The organism is Qaidamihabitans albus, from assembly GCF_016464705.1.
GTDB lineage: Bacteria > Actinomycetota > Actinomycetes > Mycobacteriales > Pseudonocardiaceae > Qaidamihabitans > Qaidamihabitans albus.
The window spans coordinates 89368-109377 of the sequence record NZ_JAEHOB010000013.1 but is presented as its reverse complement, the minus strand read 5'-3'; the positions used below and the strand labels follow the sequence as shown (position 1 = coordinate 109377).

Sequence of the window (20010 nt, the reverse complement as noted above, 5' to 3'; positions counted from 1 at the left end):
TGAACAGGAACGAACGGCAGCGAACACAGGCAGCTACACAGGCGGAGGTCGCACGTGGAGGTCAAGATCGGCATCAAGGACACCCCGCGGGAGCTGGTGGTGACCAGCGGCCAGACGACCGACGAGGTCGAGAAGCTGGTCTCCGACGCGCTGGGTGCCGACGACGGCCTGTTCCGCCTGACCGACGAGAAGGGGCGCAAGTACCTCGTTCCGGCGGACCGGATCGCCTACGTCGAGATCGCGCCGTCCGACGTTCGCAAGGTCGGTTTCGCCGTCGGTTCCTGAATCGCCCCGCGCCTGGTCACCACCGGTCGTGAGTGCGCAGCCGAGTTCTAACTCGTCTCCGCACTCACGACCTCTGACCAGGCGGGCAGCGTGAACGGCGGCGTGCTCGTGCCCATGATCCGGTAGCGGTCCCACGGGTCCGGATCGGACAGCTCACCGTGCGCCGAGCCCTGCGGCGTGCGGATCTCGGCCTTCTTCTTCCGGCCCTGCGCGAGCTCGGAGACCCGCTCGTTCGCCTTCACCCGGCCGTACCAGTGGTAGTAGCCGTCGATCGGCTGGAAATACCCGCGCAGCTCGACCTCGACGGGCACCTCGGTGTCCGCCAGCAGGAGGGTGGCCGGCCCGCGGTAGCCGTCCTCGTCGTGCTCGCCGGTCTCGCTCATGCTGAGTCTCCCGTCCTCTCGGTGGCGTGGTCGGCCAGCTTGACGACCTTGTTCTCCGCCAGCGGGACGTTCGGCTCGATCACGATCCCGCGCTGCCGGGTCAGGCCGTCGATCGCGGCCCAGATGATCTGCGTGAGGTACTCGACCACGCTGTCGCGGCTCATCGTCCGCTTCTCCAGCCACCATTCCCCGGTGTTCTGGACCATGCCGACGATGCCGTAGGCCCACGGCTCGGCCGCGCCCGAGTCCATGTCGAACATCCGCATGTAGTCGCCGAGCAGCGCGGTCAGCGCGGTGGCGATGACCTCCTTGTCCTCGGCCACGACGTCGGCGTCGACCGGCCGGTCCTGGAACGACCCGCGGGCCAGCAGGCGGTAGAGGTTCGGATGCTCCTCGATCACCGTGAAGAAGGCGTCGAGCGCCATCCTGATCCGCGGCACCGGCGCGAGCTCGGCGTTGATCGCCGGGATGAGCCGCTCGAAGAGGAGTTCCGTACCCCGCTGGCCGAGCGCGAGGTAGAGATCCGCCTTGTCCTCGAAATGCCGGTACAGCACGGGTTTGGTGACCCCGGCCGCGGCGGCGATGTCTTCCATGCCCAGCTCGGGGCCGTGCTCGTCGAGCGCTCTCAGCGCCGCCTCCACGAACTCGGCGCGGCGGGCGACGCGGTGCTTGCGCCAGCGGTCGCGGCGCGCATCCCCGGCGCCCGGCGCGGGCTGCTTGCTGGCGTGCTTGTTGTGGCGCTTGACACGGTCGGGCATGCCGTTCATGCTACCAGAAGTAACTGTTACCTGAGGTTACATGCAAACGGGGAAGGTGTGGCAGCTATGACGGGGATGACGCGGACCCTCGACGAGGCCGGTCGCGAGAAGACCGCGGCGCGGCTGCTGAAGTCCTCGGCGAACAAGTTCTACGACCCCGAGGTCGACGTCGACTGGGACGCGCCGCTGGTCGAGGGCAAGCGCTACATCCCCGCGCACCGCTCGACCCTCTACGGCACCGAGCTCTGGGAGCGGCTGAGCCACGAGCAGCGCATCGAGCTGGGCAAGCACGAGCTCGCCAGCGTGGCCACCAACGGCCTCTGGTTCGAGATCCTGCTGATGCAGATGCTGCTCAAGGAGGTCTACAACGCCGACCCGACGACCAACCACGCGCAGTACGCGCTCACCGAGATCGCCGACGAGTGCAGGCACTCGACGATGTTCGCCCGGATGGCCGAGCGCGTCGGCTGCCCGCCGTACGGCCCGGTGAAGTGGCGCCGCAGGCTGGGCAAGATCCTCCCGGTCATCGGCTACGGCCCTGCGCTCTACGGCTCGATCCTCGTCGCCGAGGAGGTGCTGGACCGCCTGCAGCGCGAGCAGATGAACGACCCGGAGATACAGCCGCTCGTGCGCATGGTCAACCGCATCCACGTCCTCGAGGAGGCGCGGCACGTCACGTTCGCCCGCGAGGAGGTCACCAGGGGGATGGCCGGGCTGTCCCCGGGGGAGAAGGCGTACCAGCGGCTGCTGATCGCGGTCGTGTCCCACGAGGTCACCCGCAGCCTGGTGAACCCCGCCGTCTACAAGGCCGTGGGTATCCGGCCGCGCGACGGCTACCGGGCCGCAATGAACAACCCGTACTGGCAGGACACGGTCCGCTACGCGGGCGAACGGATCATGCCGTTCCTGGACGAGGCAGGCCTCGTCGGCGCCCCCGGCATGCGCTGGTGGCGGCGGTCGTTCCTGCTGCCGAACCGATGAGCGCCCCTGCCGTGCCCGGCAAGTCCCGCACCGTCGTGCGGCCCTCGCCGTTCGTCACCGGGGACGGCACGGCGCTGCATGTCGAGCTGGCCGGTCCGCGCGAGGCCGCGACCACGCTGGTACTCGTGCACGGGTGGACCCAGGACCGGCGGACCTGGAACCGGGTGGTCGGGCAGCTCCCGCCGGAGCGGCGGGTGCTGCGCTACGACCTGCGTGGGCACGGCGCTTCGGCGCCCGCGCGCCCCGGCACCGCGACGATCGACCGGCTCGCCGACGACCTCGCCGAGTTGCTCACCGCCCGGGTGCCCGACGGCAGGCTCGTGCTGGCAGGGCACTCGATGGGCGGGATGACGATCATGGCGCTGGCCGACCGGCATCCCCGGCTGGTCGGCGACCGCGTCGACGGGGTCGCGTTCGTCGCGACGTCGTGCGGCGGGCTGGATCGCATCACGCTCGGCCTGCCCGGGGTGGCCGGCAGCGGGGCGGCCCGCGCCGAGCGGCGGCTGGCGGACCTGCTGGTGTCCTACCGCAGGGACGCGCTGCCGGTCCGTCCCGCTGCCGCCAGGGCGGGCGCGCGCTGGCTGGTGTTCGGCAGGCGCCCGCGCCGCGCGGACGTCGCCTCGGTCGCCGACCAGCTGCGGCGGGCCCACCCGGCCAGCATCGGCGGTTTCCAGCAGGACATCTCGCTGCACGACCGGCGCACCGCGCTGGCCGCACTGCGGACCACGCGGACGGTCGTGCTCGCCGGGGATCGCGACCGACTCTGCCCGCTCCCGCACGCCGAGGCCATCGCCGCCGAACTGCCCGGCGCGCGACTCGTCCGCTGTCCGGGCGCCGGGCACATGCTCCCGCAGGAGCGGCCGCACGAGGTGGCGGCCCAGCTCACTCGTGAGTGCGCACGCGAGTTCTAACTCGTGTGGCCACTCACGAGTGCTGGTGCAGCGGGAAGCCGGCGCCGATGCCCCGCCAGGCCAGCGTCGAGGTCAGCGCCACCGCCTCCTCGCGGCTCATCGAACTGTGATGTGCGAGCCAGAACCGTGCGCTGACCTGGCTCATCCCCACCAGGCCGACGGCCAGCAACCGCGCCTTGCCCTCGTCAAGACCGGCGTCCGCGGTGATCGTCTCGGTGATCGCGTCGACGCTCGCGGAGGTCGCCCGGTCGACGGCCTCCTGCACGGCGGGCTCCCCGCGCAGGTCCGACTCGAACACCATGCGGAACGCGCCGACGTCGCCGTTGACGAAGTCGAAGAACGCGCCGACGGCGTTCTGCACCCGCTGCTTGTTGTCCGTCGTCGACGACAGCGCCTCCTGCACGCGCCCGACCAGGTGGTCGACGTGGCTCTCCAGCAGCGCGATGTAGAGATCGAGCTTGCCGGGGAAGTGCTGGTAGAGCACCGGCTTGCTGACGCCGGCCTGCTCGGCGATGTCGTCCATCGCGGCGGCGTGATAGCCGTTCGCCGCGAAGACCCGCTGCGCGGCGGCCAGCAACTGCGCGCGGCGCTCGCTGCGGGGTAGCCGCACCCCGCGGCCGAACTGCCCGGCGCCCGTGCCGTCGCCCCCGTCGCCGCCCTGCAGTCGCGCCGTCTCAGTCATCCCGCCTCCAGTTCACGCCGTCGCCGCACGAGGGGGTTCGCCGCCTCGCGGAGCACTCCTGAACATTACTCGCCGGTATGCACAGGACGCCAAGGGCGGCGACGTGAGGCATCCTGGAGATGTGTCCGAGATACTGTCCCGCCCCGGCGCTCCCTCCACGGGAGGTGCCGCACGGCGTACACCGCTGACCCACGTGCCGCTGTCGAACACCCCACTGCCGCCACTGGACATGGCCAAGGCGCCGTGGACAGGCACCGTGGAGAACGTGGGTGGTCTCGCGCTGCACGTGCGGCGCACGCCGGGAGCAGAGGATACGACGGTCGTCTACGTGCACGGTCTCGGTGGGTCGTCCACCAACTGGACCGACCTCGCCGCGCAGCTCGCGCCCTCGGCCGGCGGTGTCGCGGTGGACCTGCCCGGCTTCGGCTTCTCCGAGCCGTTAGACGGCTTCGACTTCAGTCTCGACGCCCACGCAGGCGTGCTCGCGGAGTTCGTCGCCGGGCTGGGCGTGGGGCCGGTGCACCTGGTCGGCAACTCGATGGGCGGCGCGGTGGCGCTGATGTGCGCGGCCCGCAGCCCCCGGCTGGTGCGCACGCTCACGCTGATCTCGCCCGCGATGCCCGACCTGCGGCCGGACCCGCGCCGGCTCTCCGACCCGCGGATGGCGCTCGCCTACCTGCCGCTGCTCGGCAAGCCGGTCCGCCGCAGGCTCGCCGCGCTCGGCCCGCGGGAGCGGGCGGAGCAGGTCATCCGGCTCTGCTTCGCCGACCCGGGCACGTTCCCCGAGCACCGGCTCGCCGAGCTCGCCGAGGAGCACAGCGCCCGTGCGGACTTCGCCTGGGCGAACGCGGCCATGGCCCGCAGCACGCTGGAGATCTTCCGTGCCTGGTTCGCCCGCGGCTCCCGGTCCCTGTGGTCGGTGGCTCCGGCCGTGACGGCGCCCACCCTGGTGGTGTGGGGCGCCGAGGACAGGGTGATCTCGGTGCGCAGGGCTCCGCGCACCGCGGCATCGCTGCCACGCTCGCGGCTGCTGGTGCTGCCGAGGACCGGCCACGTGGCGCAGATGGAACGTCCGGTGACCGTCGCGAGAGCGGTCCTGGGTATGTGGGAAGCCGTCGAGGCCGGCGGCTGGTAGGCCGTTCGGGTGACGCGCGAACGGCCGGTGGGCTGCCGTCGGAGGGTGCTCTGCCGTCCGCGTGTGGCACCCTTGGGGCCGTGGAGAGGGTGACTCACGGAGCGCGAGGCGATGGTCGGCGGGCCCAGTACCCGCCGCCGCGGTCGCCGTACTCCCGGGAGCGCCACGGAGCCGATCGTTCCGGGTCCGCCCGGTCGCGGCTCCAGGACGAGCGGTACGAGCGCGGTGGCAGGCGGACGCCTGCGGAGCCACTGCGCGCGTCGTGGCAGCCCACCACGGAACCGGACGAGGACGAGCGGCGCGAGCGCAAGCCGCGCTCGGGACTGCGCCGGATCACCGCGACCTACGGCTGGCGCGCGTACGCCGTGCCGATCCTCGTGGTGCTGACCGCGCTGGTGGTGTTCGACACCACCCGGGATTCCGGGGACCGGCTTGCCGACGGCGCCGACGGCACCTCGGCGCCCAATGCCGCCGGTGTGGCGAGCGCGACGCAGGACCCGGTCGTCAGCGAGAACCCCGCCGACCCGGTCGAACTGGACATCCCCACTGCGGAGCTGCCGGACGGTGGTGACTTCACCAAGGCCGGGGAGGGCACGTGGCACGTCGTTCCCGGTGGCGGCGAGCAGGTCGGTGACGCCGGCGAGGTCTACACCTACACCGTCGAGGTGGAGGACGGCATCGACCCGGCGAGCTATGCCGGGGACGACAGCTTCGCGCAGGCGGTCGAGGGCACGCTGTCCGACCCGCGGAGCTGGACCGGCACCGGCGACGTGGCGTTGCGGCGGGTCGACGCGAGCGATCCCGCACCGGACTTCCGCGTGAGCCTGACCACGCCGGAGACCACTCACCGGCCGGACCTGTGCGGCGGGTCGATCCCCTACGAGTCCTCCTGTTACCGGCAGAACTTCCAGGGGGAGAGCCGGGTCGTCATCAACCTCGCGCGCTGGGTACGCGGCGCGCTCGCGTTCAACTTCGACATGACCAGCTACCGCCAGTACGCCATCAACCACGAGGTCGGGCACGCGCTCAGCCTCGGGCACAAGCCGTGCGCCGAGGACGGCGGCCTGGCGCCGGTGATGATGCAGCAGACGTTCGGCGTGGCCAACGACTACGTCGCCAAGCTCAACAACACGCCGGGCGGCGATCAGGGCTCCGTGCCCGCCGACGGCAAGGTGTGCAAGCCGAACGCCTGGCCGAACCCGCAGGCCGAGCGCGGCTGACGGTTCCCAGCTCGCGTTCCACCATGTGGACGCGGGGAAGACCGGAGCGCCCCGGCCGGTTATAGATGAGTGGACCGCGATCCGCGCGAGATGGAGGACCCGATGCCAGGTACGCTGCCGCCGCTTGTCGAGCCGGCCGCCGAGCTCAGCAAGGACGAGGTCGCCAGGTACAGCCGGCACCTCATCATCCCGGATGTCGGGATGGACGGGCAGAAACGGCTGAAGAACGCAAAGGTGCTGGTCATCGGCGCGGGCGGACTGGGCAGCCCCGCGCTGCTGTACCTGGCCGCGGCCGGGGTCGGCACGCTCGGCATCGTCGACTTCGACGTCGTCGACGAGTCGAACCTGCAGCGCCAGGTCATCCACGGCCAGTCCGACATCGACAAGCCCAAGGCCGTCTCGGCCAAGGAGTCGGTCGCCGAGACCAACCCGTTCGTCGAGGTGCGGCTGCACCAGGAGCAGCTGACGAGCGACAACGCGCTCGACATCTTCCGCGACTACGACCTGATCCTGGACGGCACCGACAACTTCGCCACCAGGTACCTGGTCAACGACGCCGCGGTGCTGCTCGGCAAGCCCTACGTGTGGGGCTCGATCTTCCGGTTCGAGGGCCAGGTCAGCGTGTTCTGGGAGGACGCGCCCGACGGCCGGGGCCTCAACTACCGCGACCTCTACCCCGAGCCGCCGCCACCCGGGATGGTCCCCTCGTGCGCCGAGGGTGGCGTGCTCGGCGTGCTGTGCGCGTCGATCGGCTCGATCATGGTGAACGAGGCGATCAAGCTCATCACCGGCATCGGTGAGCCGCTGCTCGGCAGGCTGATCAGCTACGACGCGCTGGAGATGCGCTACCGCGAGGTGAAGATCCGCAAGGACCCGGAGACGCCGAAGATCACCGAGCTGATCGACTACGAGGCGTTCTGCGGTGTGGTGAGCGACGAGGCGCAGGAGGCCGCCTCCGGGCACACGATCACGCCGCAGGAACTCAAGGCGAAGTTCGACGCCGGGGAGAACTTCCAGCTCATCGACGTCCGCGAGCCGCACGAGTACGAGATCGTGAACATCAAGGGCGCCAAGCTGATCCCGAAGGACCGGATCCTCTCCGGCGAGGCGCTGGCCGAACTGCCGCAGGACAAGCCGATCGTGCTGCACTGCAAGTCGGGTGCCCGCTCGGCCGAGGCGCTGGCCGCGCTGCACAAGGCCGGTTTCCGCGACGCCAGCCACCTCGGTGGCGGCGTGCTCGCGTGGGCCAGGCAGATCGACGAGAGCCTGCCGACCTACTGACCCGCCGCTGCCACCACCCGGCGGGCGAGCGAGGGAGCCTTGCCACCGCGAGACGAGAGCAAGGCTCCCTCGCTCGGGCCCTCGGTGGATCTGCTCGCGCCACCGGCGGTGAGCCTGCTCCATGGCGGTGCGCGTGCGCGGTAGCGTCCCTCGATGTGGCTCCTTCCGGTGCACGCCCGCCCGCGCACGTCTGCGCGGCGTTCGGGGTCGACGCGAACGCCGCCGAGCCGCTGCCCGGCGGCACCGCCTGGCGGTGCGGCGGCATCGTGCTGCAGCCGGCCGCGGACAAGGCGCACGCGGTCTGGCTCGCCCGCACCCTCGCCGCGCTCGACGTGCCCGACCTGCGCATAGCGAGACCCGTGCGCGCCACCGACGGTCGCTCCCTGATCGCCGGCTGGCGCGCGAACCGCTATGTGTCCGGAACTCCCGAGCACCGCCACGACGAGGCCGTGCTCACCGCCATCAAGCTGCATCAGGCCACCGCGAGCCTGCCCGCGCCCGACCACCGCCCCGCCCCCGGCGACATCGCCGCGATCGCCGACGGCATCGCGTGGGAGGAGCGCGACGCGGAGATCGACGAGACCAAGGGCGGTCGCTGGTTCGAGATCCTCGCCCCCGCCCGGAGACCGGTCCGGCTGCCCCGGCAACTCGTGCACGGCGAGCTGTTCGGCAACATCCTCTTCGACGGTGAGGCCCCGCCGGGGATCGTCGACTTCGCCCCGCTGCTCCGCCCGGCCGAGTACGGCGCCGCGGTGGCGGCCGTCGACGCGCTGGCGTGGGGCGACGCCGAGCCGGAGTTGCTGCGCCGGTGGGCGCACCTGCCGGAGTGGTCGCAGCTGCTGCTGCGCGCCGTGCTGTTCCGCCTCGCGTTCCACGCCCTGCACCCGCGCTCCACCGCGTCCGCGCTGGACGGGCTGCGCGCCGCCGCGAGCGAGGTCAGCGAGCTGCTGTGAGGATCAGCACCGACCTCGCCGCCGCGCCAGGGGACGTCTGGGCGCACGTGACGAGCTTCGCCGGGATCAACGACGAACTGCGTCCGGTGCTCCGGATGACCGTGCCGCCCGGGCTGCGCGACCGTGCCGGCCTCGGCGCCGGATCGCCCACTGCGCCGGGCCGCAGTCTGCTGCTGCTCTTCGGTGTCCTACCGGTCGAGTACGACGATGTCGGCATCGCCGAGTTCGAGCCGCCGCACCGGTTTCTCGAGCGGTCCAGCATGCTCGCCGCCGCGGAGTGGGAGCACGAACGCACCGTCGAGCGGACGGCCGAGGGGTGCCGCCTGACCGACAGGGTGAGCTTCCGGCCCCGCCACCGGCTCGCGGGCCCCCTGCTGCGCTGGGCGGTTCCGCAGCTGTTCCGCCACCGGCACGCGCGGCTGGCCGCCCGGTTCGGCCGGGCGTGACCTCACCGGGCGCCGCCCGCGAGGGGCGGGCAATGTCGCATGCCTGAAACATCACGCCATTCGTGAGTAACACGGGCTGCCTAACGTCGGGAACCGCCGACGAGCAGGAGGTGCCCGTTGATCCGCACGGCAGAGAGCCCCCGGCCGACCAGGCGGACGGTCGACACCCACTGCCCCTACTGCGCGCTCCAGTGCGGCATGACACTGAGCCGCGGCGCGGGAACCGAGGTGGCACCGCGCGACTTCCCCGCCAACGCGGGCGGCCTGTGCCAGAAGGGCTGGACGGCGCCCGCGTTGCTGACCTCGCCCGCGCGGCTCACCACACCGCTGGTCCGGGTCGCCGGTGAGCTCCGCCCCGCGAGCTGGGAGGCGGCGCTGGACCTGGTGGCGAGTCGGCTGCTGGAGATCAGGGCCGAGCACGGGCCGGACGCCGTCGCGGTGTTCGGCGGTGGGGGCCTCACCAACGAGAAGTCCTACCTGCTCGGCAAGTTCGCCCGGGTGGCGCTGGGCACGTCGCAGATCGACTACAACGGGCGGTTCTGCATGTCCTCGGCCGCCGCGGCGGGGGTCAGGGCGTTCGGTGTCGACCGCGGGCTGCCGTTCCCGCTGACCGACCTCGCGGGGGCCGACGCCGTGCTGCTCGCCGGTGCGAACCCCGCGGAGACCATGCCCCCGTTTCTCCAGCATCTGCGCGGCGCGGGCGCCAAGGGCGGGCTGATCGTCGTCGACCCACGGCGCACGCCCACCGCCGAGCAGGCGAACCTGCACCTGGCCCCCGCACCGGGCACCGACCTCGCGTTGGCGCTCGGCATCCTGCACGCCGCGGTCGCCGACGGTCACATGCGACAGTCCTATGCGGACGAACGGACCACCGGTTTCGAGGCGGCGTGGCGGATCGCCGCGGCGTACTGGCCGGAGCAGGTCGAGCGGATCACCGGGGTGGCCGCCGCCGACCAGCGCCGGGCCGCCGAACTGCTGGCCGGGGCCCGCAACGCCTACGTGCTCACCGCGCGCGGCACCGAGCAGCACGCCACCGGCACGGACACGGTCAGCGCGTGGATCAACCTGGCGCTCGCGCTCGGCCTGCCCGGTACGCGCGGCTCCGGGTTCGGCTGCCTCACCGGGCAGGGCAACGGCCAGGGCGGCCGGGAACACGGGCAGAAGGCCGACCAGCTGCCCGGCTACCGGAAGATCGACGACCCCGCCGCGCGGGAGCACGTCGCGGGCGTCTGGGGCGTGCGGGCCGATTCGCTGCCCGGTCCCGGCCGGTCGGCCTACGAGCTGCTCGACGTCCTCGGCACCGAACACGGCCCGCGCGCGCTGCTGGTGTTCGGCAGCAACGTCGTGGTGTCCGCACCGCGCTCCGCGCACGTCACCGAGCGGCTGTCCGCACTGGACTTCGTGGTGACCGCCGACCTCGTGCTTTCCGAGACCTCCGCGCTCGCCGACGTCGTGCTGCCGGTCACCCAGTGGGCCGAGGAGGACGGCACGATGACCAATCTCGAAGGTCGCGTCCTGCTGCGCCGCAAGGCACTGGACCCGCCGGTGGGCGTGCGCACCGACCTGGCGGTGCTCGCGGGCCTGGCGCGCAGGCTCGGCCAGCCGGAGGGCAGGTTCCCGGCCGACGCGGAGACCGTGTTCACCGAGCTGCGGGCCGCCTCGGCCGGCGGGCCCGCCGACTACTCCGGCGTCAGCTACGACCGGCTGCGTGCCGGGGAGGCGCTGTACTGGCCGGTTCCGGGCGAGGCGCACCCCGGTACGCCGCGGCTGTTCCTCGACGGCTTCGCCCACCCGGGCGGAAGGGCGCGGTTCGTCCCGGTGCGGCACACCGGTCCCGCCGAGCCGCCGGACGAGCGGTATCCCCTGCACGCCACGACCGGGCGCGTCCTCCAGCACTACCAGTCCGGCGCGCAGACCCGGCTGGTGGACGAGCTGAACGACACCGTGCCGGAGGTGTTCGTCGAGGTGCACCCGGACACCGCGGAGCGGGCCGGGCTCGCCGAAGGGGGCCTGGCTCTGGTCAGCTCCCGGCGGGGCGCGGTCACCGCACGGGTGCGCCGGGTCGGCTCGATGCGCCGGGACGTGGTGTTCCTGCCCTTCCACTTCCCCGGCGAGGCGCGGGCGAACCTGCTCACCAACCCCGCGCTCGACCCGGTGAGCCGGATGCCCGAGTTCAAGGTCTGCGCGGTGCGCCTGAGCAAGGAGGACGGTGCGGAATGAGCACACGCCACGTGGTCGTGCTCGGCTACGGCATGGCGGGTGCCCGGCTGGCCGAGGAGATCCGCCACCGGGACCCGGACGGCGCCAGGGTGAGGCTCACCGTGATCGGCGAGGAATCGCACCACGCCTACAACCGGGTGCTGCTCTCCTCGGTGCTCGCCGGCTCGATGCGCGCCGACGCCGTCCGGCTGCAGGACGCGGCCTGGGCCGGAAGGCACGGCGTCGAGCTGTGCCTCGGGGTCCCCGCCGCCCGGATCGACCGGGCGGCGCGGCGGGTCGAGCTGGCGGACGGCTCGGGCGTGGACTACGACGCGCTCGTGCTGGCCACCGGGAGCAGGCCCTGGCTGCCGCCGGTCGAGGGACTCAGCGCCGACGGGGTGCTCGCGGAGGGTGCCGTCGCGTTCCGGACGCTCGACGACTGCGAGCGGATTCTCGGTGCCGCACGGGCAGGCGCGCCGGTGGCGGTGCTCGGCGGTGGCCTGCTGGGGCTGGAGGCGGCCCGCGGCCTCGCCGGGCGGGGCAACCTGGTGACCGTCGTGCACCCGATGACCCACGTGATGGAGCGCCAGCTCGACCCCGGCGCGGGGCGTGTCCTCGCCCGCACCCTCACCGGCCTTGGCATCGACTTCCGGCTCGGCACGGCCGCCGCCAGGTACGTGCCCGGCGACGGTCTCAAGCTCGACGACGGCAGCCACGTGCAGGCCGACCTCGTGGTCGTGTCGGCGGGCGTGCGCGCGGAGACGTCGCTGGCCGCCGCCGCCGGCATCACCGTGGACCGGGGAGTGCTGGTCGACGACGCGCTGCGCACCAGTGACGGGCGGGTGCACGCGATCGGCGACTGCGCCCAGCATCCCGGCACCGTCGCCGGGCTGGTCCAGCCCGCGTGGGAACAGGCCGCGGTGCTCGCCGACCTGCTCACCGGAACGGACACGGCGGCTCGCTACCACGGCACGGCGGTGGTCACCCGGCTCAAGGCCCGCGGTGTCGACCTCGCCGCCGTCGGCGACACGCAGACCGGTGTGGACGACGACGGCGCCGAGGTGCTGTGCCTCGACGACTCCGCGCGCGGCCGCTACGCGAAGCTCGTGGTCCGCGACGACCGGGTGGCCGGTGCGATCGTGCTCGGCGTGCCGGACGCGGCGGCCACCATCATCCAGCTCTACGACCGTGGCGTGCCGGTGCCCGGCGACCGGCTGGCCCTGCTGCTCGGGCGTTCCCTGCCCGCCGCCACGCCGTCGGCGGCCAGCCCCGCCGACCTGCCCGCCACCGCGGTGGTGTGCCGCTGCAACACGGTCAGCAAGGGCCGGCTCGTCGAGGCGTGGCGCGCCGGAGCGAGCACCGCGGGCGAGCTCGCGACCGCCACCAGGGCGAGCACCGGATGCGGCAGCTGCGCCGGCGCCGTGCGCGGCATCGCCGACTGGCTCGCCAGCACCGCCTGACCACCCTCACCACCCGCCCACCGCTCGTAAGCGTGAGACCGAGTTCTGGCTCGGTTCCCGCTCGCGAGGCTTGACCTGCGAGAAGGAGACCGACATGACCGTTGGCGCCGGACGCCGTGGCCGCTGGATCGACGAATGGGAACCCGAGGACCCCGGCTTCTGGGAGCGCACCGGGAAGCGGATCGCGTGGCGCAACCTCGGCTTCTCGATCCTCGCCGAGCACCTCGGCTTCAACGTGTGGATCCTGATGAGCATCGTCGTCACCTTCCTCGGTGACATCGGGTTCGACTTCAGCGTGGGCCAGACGTTCTGGCTGCTGATCCTGCCCAACCTGGTCGGTGCGGCCCTGCGGGTGCCGTACACGTTCGCGATCCCGAGGTTCGGCGGCCGCGCGTGGACCACGATCAGCGCGTCGCTGCTGCTGGTGCCGTGCGTGCTGCTGCTGATCGCGGTCGGTACCGGCGCCCCGTACTGGTTCTTCCTGCTCACCGCCGCCGCGATGGGCTTCGGCGGAGGCAACTTCTCCTCGTCGATGACCAACATCTCGTTCTTCTTCCCCGAAGGCAGGAAGGGCCTCGCGCTCGGGCTGAACGCGGCCGGCGGCAACATCGGCGTCGCCGTGACGCAACTGTTCGTGCCGATCGCGATCAGCATCGGCACGGGAATCCACCTGGCCTACGCGGCGCTCATGTGGATGCCGGTGATCGTCGTCTCGGCCGCGTGCTCGTGGTTCTTCATGGACAGCCTCACCTCGGCCAGGCCCGACGGCACGTCCTACCGGCTGGCCATGCGCAGCAAGCACACGTGGGTGATGGCGTTCCTCTACATCGGCACTTTCGGTTCCTTCATCGGCTTCTCCTTCGCGTTCCCGTCGCTGATCAAGATCAGTTTCGTGGACTTCGAGAGCTTCGTCGGGCTCGCGTTCCTCGGCGCGCTGATCGGCTCGCTCTCCCGGCCGCTCGGCGGGCTGCTGGCGGACAAGCTGGGTGGCGCGCGCATCACCCTCTGGAACTTCGCCGGCCTCGCGCTCGGTGTGCTCGGGGTGATCGTCAGCGTCGAGACGAACAGCTTCGCCCTGTTCTTCGGCGCCTTCATCTTCCTGTTCGTGCTGACCGGCGTCGGCAACGGCTCGACATACCGGATGATTCCGACGATCTTCGCCGCCGAGGCGCGCAGGCGCGTGGCCGGGACCGGGCAGGCCGAGACCCGGGAAGCCGCGAACCGGGACGGCCTGGACGCCGCGCTCAAGGCGGCCAAGCGGCAGGCCGGCGCGGTCGTCGGCGTCGTGGGCGCGGTCGGCGCGTTCGGCGGCGTGCTGATCAACCTGGTGTTCAAGTTCTCCCTCGAAGGCGGCGGCACCCTCACTCCTGCCCTGGTCGCCATCCTCGGCTTCTTCGTCGTCTGCGGGGCCACCACCTGGTGGTTCTACCTGCGCACCGCCTTCGCGGCGGAGCGTGCGCCGAGCCTGGCCTACGCCCAGGTGTGAGTCCTTGGTAACGCCGTCGCAACGCGGCGGAATCGGGCCCGACACGCGCTCTGGCGAGCATGAGGGCAGTTCAACGGAGGTTTGCTGATGAGTCGAACGCTGGTGGTCGCCGGCCACGGCATGGTCGCGCACCGCCTGGTGGAGGCGATCCGTTCCGAGGACGCCGAGGGGACCTGGCGGATCGTCGTGTTCGGGGAGGAACGGCGGCCCGCCTACGACCGGGTCGGCCTGACGTCCTATGTGGACGGCTGGGACGCCGGTGCGCTCGCACTGCCCGGTGCGGACTACTCCGGCGACGAGGCGGTTGAGCTGCGACTCGGCGACCCGGTGACCGGGGTCGACCGGGAGGCCAGGCGGGTGGTCACCGCCGGCGGGCACAGCGAGCGCTACGACGCACTGGTACTGGCCACCGGCTCACGCCCGTTCGTGCCGCCGGTACCGGGCCACGACCTGCCCGGCTGCTTCGTTTACCGCACGATCGAGGACCTCGACGCCATCCACGCCGCGGTGGAACGGGCGCGTGGCGGCCGGGGCCGCCCGGCGGCCGCCGTCGTCGGCGGCGGCCTGCTCGGCCTGGAGGCGGCGAAGGCACTGCGGGACATGGGACTGTCGCCGCACGTGGTGGAGATGGCGCCGCGGCTGATGCCGTTGCAGGTCGACGAGGGCGGCGGCGCCCTCCTGCGCAGGCTCGTCACCGCGCTCGGCGTCACCGTGCACACCGGCACGTCGACCGACGCGATCGAGGCCGACCGGGGCAAGCTGTGCGCGAAGCTCGGCAACGGCACCGAGCTCGACGTGGACCTGGTGGTGTTCTCCGCAGGCGTGCGGCCCCGCGACGACCTGGCGCGGCAGTGCGGGCTGGAGGTCGCCGAACGCGGTGGCGTGCTGGTGGACAGCTCGTGCCGGACGAGCGATCCGCACGTCTACGCGATCGGCGAGTGCGCCGCCATCGAGGGCCGGGTATACGGCCTGGTCGCGCCCGGCTACACGATGGCGGAGGTCGCGGCGGCGCGGCTGCTCGGCCGCGACGCGACGTTCCCGGGCGCCGACACCTCCACCAAGCTCAAGCTGATGGGCGTGGACGTGGCCAGCTTCGGCGACGCGCACGCCGCGACCGAGGGCGCGCTCGAGGTCGTGTTCAACGACGCCGTCAACGGCTCCTACAAGAAGCTGGTCGTCTCCGACGACTCGGCCACGCTGCTCGGCGGCGTGCTCGTCGGCGACGCGGGCGACTACAACCTGCTCCGCCCGCTCGTGGGCAACCCGCTGCCGGCCGATCCCGCGACGATCCTGGCACCCGCGGGCGGCGGCGGCGCGGTGGGCATCGAGGCACTGCCCGAAGAGGCGCAGATCTGCTCGTGCAACGCGGTCACCAAGGGCGCGATCACGTGGGCGATCACCGACGAGGGCTGCGACAGCGTGCCCGCCGTCAAGGCGTGCACGAGGGCGGGCACCTCGTGCGGTTCGTGCGTGCCCATGCTCGGCAGGCTGCTCTCGGCGTGCGGTGTGGAGCAGTCGAAGGCGCTGTGCGAGCACTTCACGGTCTCCCGCGCGGAGCTGTTCGAGATCGTTCGGGCCACCCGGATCAGCACGTTCAGCGAGCTGATCGCCAGGCACGGCAAGGGCAGCGGCTGCGCGATCTGCAAGCCCGCCGTGGCCTCGATCCTCGCCACGCTGGGCAACGGGCACATCCTCAACGGCGAGCAGGCGGCGTTGCAGGACACCAACGACCACTATCTGGCCAACCTGCAGCGCAACGGCACCTACTCGGTGGTGCCCCGGATTCCCGGCGGCGAGATCACGCCGGACAAGCTGATCGTGATCGGTGAGGTGGCCAGGGAGTTCGGCCTCTACGCCAAGATCACCGGCGGCCAGCGGATCGACCTCTTCGGCGCGACCGTGGAACAGCTGCCGCGCATCTGGCGGCGGCTGGTGGACGCCGGTTTCGAGTCCGGGCACGCCTACGGCAAGGCGCTGCGCACGGTCAAGTCGTGCGTGGGCAGCACGTGGTGCCGCTACGGCGTGCAGGACAGCGTCGGGCTCGCGATCGAGCTGGAGCTGCGCTACCGGGGGCTGCGCTCGCCGCACAAGCTCAAGTCGGCGGTGTCGGGCTGCGCGCGGGAGTGCGCCGAGGCCCGCGGCAAGGACTTCGGCGTGATCGCCACCGACAACGGCTGGAACCTCTACGTCGGCGGCAACGGCGGCACCATGCCCCGGCACGCGGACCTGCTCGTGTCCGATGTGGACACCGAGACGCTGATCCGGATCATCGACCGGTTCCTGATGTTCTACGTGCGCACGGCCGACCGGCTGCAACGGACCGCGCCGTGGATCGAGGAGCTGGACGGCGGGCTCGGCCACCTTCGTGAGGTGATCGTCGAGGACAGCCTCGGCATCTGTGCCGAGCTGGAGGCCGCGATGGCCAGGCATGTCGAGGAGTACGCGGACGAGTGGAAGGGTGTGCTGGAGGACCCCGAGAAGCTGGCGCGGTTCACGTCGTTCGTGAACGCGCCGGGCGTGCCCGACCCGACGATCTCCTTCCGCACCGAGCGGGAGCAGCCGGTTCCGGTCCTGCTCCCGGTACCGGAGGTGGTGGGCAGGTGACCGCGATGGCGCAGCGGACGTGGGTGGCCGTGTGCCCGGTGGAGTCGGTGCCCCGGGGGGACGGCGTCGCCGCGCTGCTGGACAACGGCGAGCAGGTGGCGATCTTCCGTACGGAGAGCGACGAGTTCCACGGGCTGTCCAACATGGATCCGTTCAGCGGGGCCGCCGTGCTGTCCCGGGGCATCGTCGGTGACGCCGACGGCGTCGCGGTGGTCGCGTCACCGGTCTACAAGCAGCGGTTCGAGCTGAGCACGGGTGCCTGCCTCGACGACGAGAACGTGCGCGTGCGGACTTACCCGGTCCGGATCGCCGGTGGCGTCGTCCACGTCGGCTCGCCATGACGGACCTGCCGCCGCTCGCCGGGTTCGCCGTCGGCATCACCGCCGCGCGGCGGGCCGACGAGCTGGGCGCGCTGCTGGTCCGCAAGGGCGCCACCGTGCGGTACGGCCCGGCCATCCGGATCGTGCCGGTGACCGACGACACGGAGCTGCGCGCCGCGACCCGGCTGCTGCTCGACGAGCCGGTCGACGCCGTGGTGGCGACCACCGGCATCGGCTTCCGTGGCTGGGTCGAGGCGGCGGAGGGCTGGGGTCTCGGCGAGCGGCTGCTCGACCGGCTGGCGCACGTCGACGTGCTCACCCGCGGACCGAAGGCGAAGGGTGCGGTCCGCGCGTCCGGGCTGTCGGAGGTGTACTCGCCCGCCTCGGAGAGCAACGCGGAGCTGCTGCGGCACCTGCTCGACGCCGGGGTGGCCGGGCAGCGGATCGCGGTGCAGCTGCACGGTGAGCCGCTGCCGTACTTCGCCGACACCCTGCGCGCGGCGGGCGCCGACGTGGTGGAGATCCCGGTGTACCGCTGGGTCGGCCCGGCCGACCCCGGCCCGCTCGACCGGCTCATCGACGCCGTGCTCGACGGCTCGATCGACGCGATGCCGTTCACCAGCGCACCGGCCGCGGCGAGCATGCTCGCGATGGCCAGGCGCACCGGCAGGCACGCCGCGCTCGTCGACGCGCTCACCGCCAGGGTAGTGGTGGCCTGCGTCGGGCCGATCACGGCCGGGCCGCTCGCCGCGCTGGGCATTCCCACGGTCCAGCCGCGGCGCGCTCGGATCGGGGCGCTCGCCAGGACGCTCGCCGAGGTGCTGATCGAGCGCTCGCCACGGCTTTGCGCGGCGGGGCGGGAGATCGAGCTACGCGGTCAGGTGGCCATTGTGGACGGTGAGCTGCGTGATGTGGCGCCCGCGCCGATGGCGGTGCTGCGGGCGCTCGCGGAGCATCCCGGCCGCGTGGTGTCCCGCAGGGAGCTGACCGCGGCGCTGCCCGGCGGCGGCGAGGAGCACGCGGTGGAGACCGCGATCGGCAGGCTGCGGGCGTCGCTGGGGGAGAGCAGGCTGGTCCAGACCGTGGTCAAACGTGGCTACCGGCTGGCGACCGTGCCGGGGGAGGACCGGTGATCGTCCTCGTCGCACACGGTACGCGCGACCCGGCCGGTCCGCGCGTGATCGAGAATCTCGCGGCGCGGGTGCGCGCGCGGGGTGCCGACGTGGCCGTCGCCTACGCCGACGTCCGCGCGCCCGGCGTGACCACCGTCCTCGGCGCGGTGGCGGCACCGGCGGTGGTGGTACCCGCGTTCCTCGCCGCGGGCTACCACGTGCGCACCGACATCCCGGCACAGGTGGCGGCGAGCCGGAACCGGCACGTGCGGATCACCGAACCGTTCGGTCCCGCGCCGGAGCTCGTCGGCGCCGCGCACGAGCGGCTCCGGCAGGCCGGTTACCGGGCGGGGGACTCGGTGGTGCTCGCGGCGGCCGGGTCGAGCGACCCGCGTGCCCTCGCCGACGTCCGCACGGCCGCGGACGCGCTCGCCCGCAGGCTCCGTGCCCCGGTGCGGGTCGGTTACGCGGCCACGGCGGAGCCCTCGATCGCGGCGGCTGTCGCGGCCGCCAGGCGGGGCGGTGCGCGGGTGGCGGTGGCGTCCTGGCTGCTGGCGCCGGGGCTGTTCCAGCGCAGGGTGGCCGATTCGGCGCCCGACCTGGTGGCCGAGCCGATCGGTGCCCATCCTGCCGTGGTGGACCTGGTGCTGCGCCGCTACGCCGCGTCCTGCCAGCGCACCCGCGCCTCGGCGTAGCCGCGCACGGCCGCCGCCCGCTCGGCCTCGGCTTCCGCCTCGGCGCGCTCCGCCCTCGGCAGCGGCAGGAACGGCGTGAGGGTGACCTCCAGCCGCCTGCCCGCCGACCTGGTGCGCCACACCCCGGCGATCTCGCCGCGGGCGAGGAGGGCGCCGGGGTTGCCGATGATCTTCCACAGCTCCTTCTGGTGCGCCTTGTCCGGCACGAGCAACGCCCGGTCGCGGGCCTGCAGGAACGGGTCCCACGGCGGGAGCAGGCGCACGAGGTCCGGCTCCGGCGGCTGCTCCAGCGCTGCGACCCGGTCGGTGGGCAGGTACGCGGGCTTGCCCTCGACGCGGACCTCGGTCAGCTCCGCCGGCCAGAGGTCCTCCGCCACCGTCCTGCGGGTGGTGCCCACGAAACCCGCGGCGTCGGCGGCGCTCGCCGGGCCGTGCAGGCGCAGGTAGTGCCCGACGATGCGGGTCGCGGCCGGGATGTCCGGTTTCGTGGGCACGCGCGGCCTGCCTTCCAGCGGCGTGAGGGTGGCCGGGCTGACTCCCGCCTCGAGGCGCAGCCCGGCCAGCGGGGCCGCAAGGCGCATCAGCTGCTCGTGGATGTGCGTGGCCTGGCACGGCCGGCACCAGCGGCTGAGCCCGGCGGGCACCACCCTGGTGACGGCCGTGCTCGCCGTGCCCTTCGTCATCGTCGTGCCGACCACCTCGCGCATCGCCCGCGCCGCCGTCAGCAGCACCTCGGTCGCGGGCATCCCGGCGGTCGCGACCTCCTTGCGCTGCCACAGCATGCGTGCCTCGGCGTCGGCGTCGTGCAACGGGAAGAGTGCCGGGACGAGTCGCGGGAACTCCGCGGCGCGGTGGTAGTGCGGCGCGCCCCGGTGGGTCCATGCCAGGACGAACCCCGGGTCGTCCGCCAGCGTCCGCGCGGTGACCGTGCCCGCCAGGCGGGCGGCCAGTGCGAGCGCCGCGGTGTCCCGTGCGGTGACGTCCTGCACCCCGAGGTCGAACACGGCGAGCCTCGCCGGGTCGCTGTCCGTGCGATGCAGGCCGTGGGCCGCGATCCGGTAGGCGAGGACCTGCCTGCGGTCGACGTCGAGCACTGGGT

19 protein-coding genes are annotated in these 20010 nt (G+C 72.7%); 15 read left to right on the top strand and 4 right to left on the bottom strand.

All coding sequences use genetic code 11. The features are described 5' to 3' along the window. The first annotated feature begins 54 nt into the window (after positions 1 to 54). Positions 55 to 285, top strand: a complete 231-nt coding sequence (locus tag JAP66_RS23090) for a DUF3107 domain-containing protein (protein ID WP_199433915.1) — start codon at positions 55 to 57, stop codon at positions 283 to 285. 47 nt (positions 286 to 332) lie between these two features. Here JAP66_RS23090 and JAP66_RS23085 read toward each other — a convergent pair whose 3' ends face one another. Further along, positions 333 to 668 carry a DUF4873 domain-containing protein gene (locus tag JAP66_RS23085; RefSeq protein ID WP_199433914.1) on the bottom strand — a complete coding sequence of 112 codons (336 nt, stop codon included), beginning with the start codon at positions 666 to 668 and terminating at the stop codon, positions 333 to 335. Next, positions 665 to 1435 carry a TetR/AcrR family transcriptional regulator gene (locus JAP66_RS23080; RefSeq protein WP_199433913.1) on the bottom strand — a complete coding sequence of 257 codons (771 nt, stop codon included), beginning with the start codon at positions 1433 to 1435 and terminating at the stop codon, positions 665 to 667. The genes JAP66_RS23085 and JAP66_RS23080 overlap by 4 nt, the downstream gene beginning before the upstream one ends. Before the next feature lie 66 nt (positions 1436 to 1501). Here JAP66_RS23080 and JAP66_RS23075 point away from each other — a divergent pair, with 66 nt between their 5' ends. Together JAP66_RS23075 and JAP66_RS23070 are read left to right on the top strand one after the other, a co-directional pair. Next, the gene (locus JAP66_RS23075; RefSeq protein WP_199434020.1) at positions 1502 to 2407 is read left to right on the top strand and encodes an AurF N-oxygenase family protein; all 906 of its coding nucleotides are present in this window, start codon (positions 1502 to 1504) and stop codon (positions 2405 to 2407) included. Next, the gene (locus JAP66_RS23070) at positions 2404 to 3318 is read left to right on the top strand and encodes an alpha/beta fold hydrolase (protein WP_199433912.1); all 915 of its coding nucleotides are present in this window, start codon (positions 2404 to 2406) and stop codon (positions 3316 to 3318) included. Before JAP66_RS23075 ends, JAP66_RS23070 begins: the two co-directional genes overlap by 4 nt. A 13-nt stretch (positions 3319 to 3331) precedes the next feature. Here the strand turns inward: JAP66_RS23070 and JAP66_RS23065 are convergent, their stop codons facing one another. Beyond that, positions 3332 to 4000, bottom strand: coding sequence for a TetR/AcrR family transcriptional regulator (locus JAP66_RS23065; protein ID WP_235999309.1), 669 nt, complete (start codon positions 3998 to 4000; stop codon positions 3332 to 3334). Between the two features lie 121 nt (positions 4001 to 4121). On the opposite strand from JAP66_RS23065, the gene JAP66_RS23060 reads away from it, so the two are divergent. The 12 genes from JAP66_RS23060 to JAP66_RS23005 all read left to right on the top strand — a co-directional run bounded on the left by JAP66_RS23060 (position 4122) and on the right by JAP66_RS23005 (position 18911). Further along, positions 4122 to 5135: an alpha/beta fold hydrolase gene (locus tag JAP66_RS23060; RefSeq protein WP_372449005.1), complete on the top strand. Its 1014-nt coding sequence runs from the start codon at positions 4122 to 4124 to the stop codon at positions 5133 to 5135. An 80-nt stretch (positions 5136 to 5215) separates the two neighbouring features. Then, complete coding sequence (locus JAP66_RS23055) at positions 5216 to 6355, top strand: DUF3152 domain-containing protein (RefSeq protein ID WP_199433911.1); 1140 nt, start codon at positions 5216 to 5218, stop codon at positions 6353 to 6355. Positions 6356 to 6457: 102 nt separating this feature from the next. After that, positions 6458 to 7636: an adenylyltransferase/sulfurtransferase MoeZ gene (gene moeZ / locus JAP66_RS23050; protein WP_199433910.1), complete on the top strand. Its 1179-nt coding sequence runs from the start codon at positions 6458 to 6460 to the stop codon at positions 7634 to 7636. 155 nt (positions 7637 to 7791) lie between these two features. After that, positions 7792 to 8589 carry a TIGR02569 family protein gene (locus JAP66_RS23045; protein ID WP_199433909.1) on the top strand — a complete coding sequence of 266 codons (798 nt, stop codon included), beginning with the start codon at positions 7792 to 7794 and terminating at the stop codon, positions 8587 to 8589. After that, positions 8586 to 9035 carry an Rv1443c family protein gene (locus JAP66_RS23040; protein WP_199433908.1) on the top strand — a complete coding sequence of 150 codons (450 nt, stop codon included), beginning with the start codon at positions 8586 to 8588 and terminating at the stop codon, positions 9033 to 9035. Before JAP66_RS23045 ends, JAP66_RS23040 begins: the two co-directional genes overlap by 4 nt. Positions 9036 to 9155: 120 nt before the next feature. Further along, positions 9156 to 11255, top strand: coding sequence for a molybdopterin oxidoreductase family protein (locus tag JAP66_RS23035; protein ID WP_199434017.1), 2100 nt, complete (start codon positions 9156 to 9158; stop codon positions 11253 to 11255). Continuing rightward, positions 11252 to 12694 carry an FAD-dependent oxidoreductase gene (locus tag JAP66_RS23030; RefSeq protein WP_199433907.1) on the top strand — a complete coding sequence of 481 codons (1443 nt, stop codon included), beginning with the start codon at positions 11252 to 11254 and terminating at the stop codon, positions 12692 to 12694. The genes JAP66_RS23035 and JAP66_RS23030 overlap by 4 nt, the downstream gene beginning before the upstream one ends. A gap of 94 nt (positions 12695 to 12788) precedes the next feature. Then, positions 12789 to 14180 carry an MFS transporter gene (locus JAP66_RS23025; protein ID WP_199433906.1) on the top strand — a complete coding sequence of 464 codons (1392 nt, stop codon included), beginning with the start codon at positions 12789 to 12791 and terminating at the stop codon, positions 14178 to 14180. An 87-nt stretch (positions 14181 to 14267) separates the two neighbouring features. Beyond that, positions 14268 to 16784 carry a nitrite reductase large subunit NirB gene (gene nirB, locus JAP66_RS23020; RefSeq protein WP_199433905.1) on the top strand — a complete coding sequence of 839 codons (2517 nt, stop codon included), beginning with the start codon at positions 14268 to 14270 and terminating at the stop codon, positions 16782 to 16784. Next, positions 16781 to 17125: a nitrite reductase small subunit NirD gene (nirD, locus tag JAP66_RS23015; RefSeq protein WP_199433904.1), complete on the top strand. Its 345-nt coding sequence runs from the start codon at positions 16781 to 16783 to the stop codon at positions 17123 to 17125. Before nirB ends, nirD begins: the two co-directional genes overlap by 4 nt. Then, positions 17122 to 18237 carry a uroporphyrinogen-III synthase gene (locus JAP66_RS23010; protein ID WP_199433903.1) on the top strand — a complete coding sequence of 372 codons (1116 nt, stop codon included), beginning with the start codon at positions 17122 to 17124 and terminating at the stop codon, positions 18235 to 18237. The genes nirD and JAP66_RS23010 overlap by 4 nt, the downstream gene beginning before the upstream one ends. Then, positions 18234 to 18911, top strand: a complete 678-nt coding sequence (locus tag JAP66_RS23005) for a sirohydrochlorin chelatase (protein ID WP_199433902.1) — start codon at positions 18234 to 18236, stop codon at positions 18909 to 18911. The genes JAP66_RS23010 and JAP66_RS23005 overlap by 4 nt, the downstream gene beginning before the upstream one ends. On the opposite strand, the gene JAP66_RS23000 is transcribed toward JAP66_RS23005, so the two are convergent. Beyond that, a complete protein-coding gene (locus tag JAP66_RS23000) occupies positions 18872 to 20005 on the bottom strand; it encodes a DNA glycosylase AlkZ-like family protein (RefSeq protein WP_199433901.1) in 1134 nt (377 codons plus the stop codon). The two genes, JAP66_RS23005 and JAP66_RS23000, sit on opposite strands and share 40 nt — an antisense overlap. Positions 20006 to 20010 lie beyond the last annotated feature (5 nt).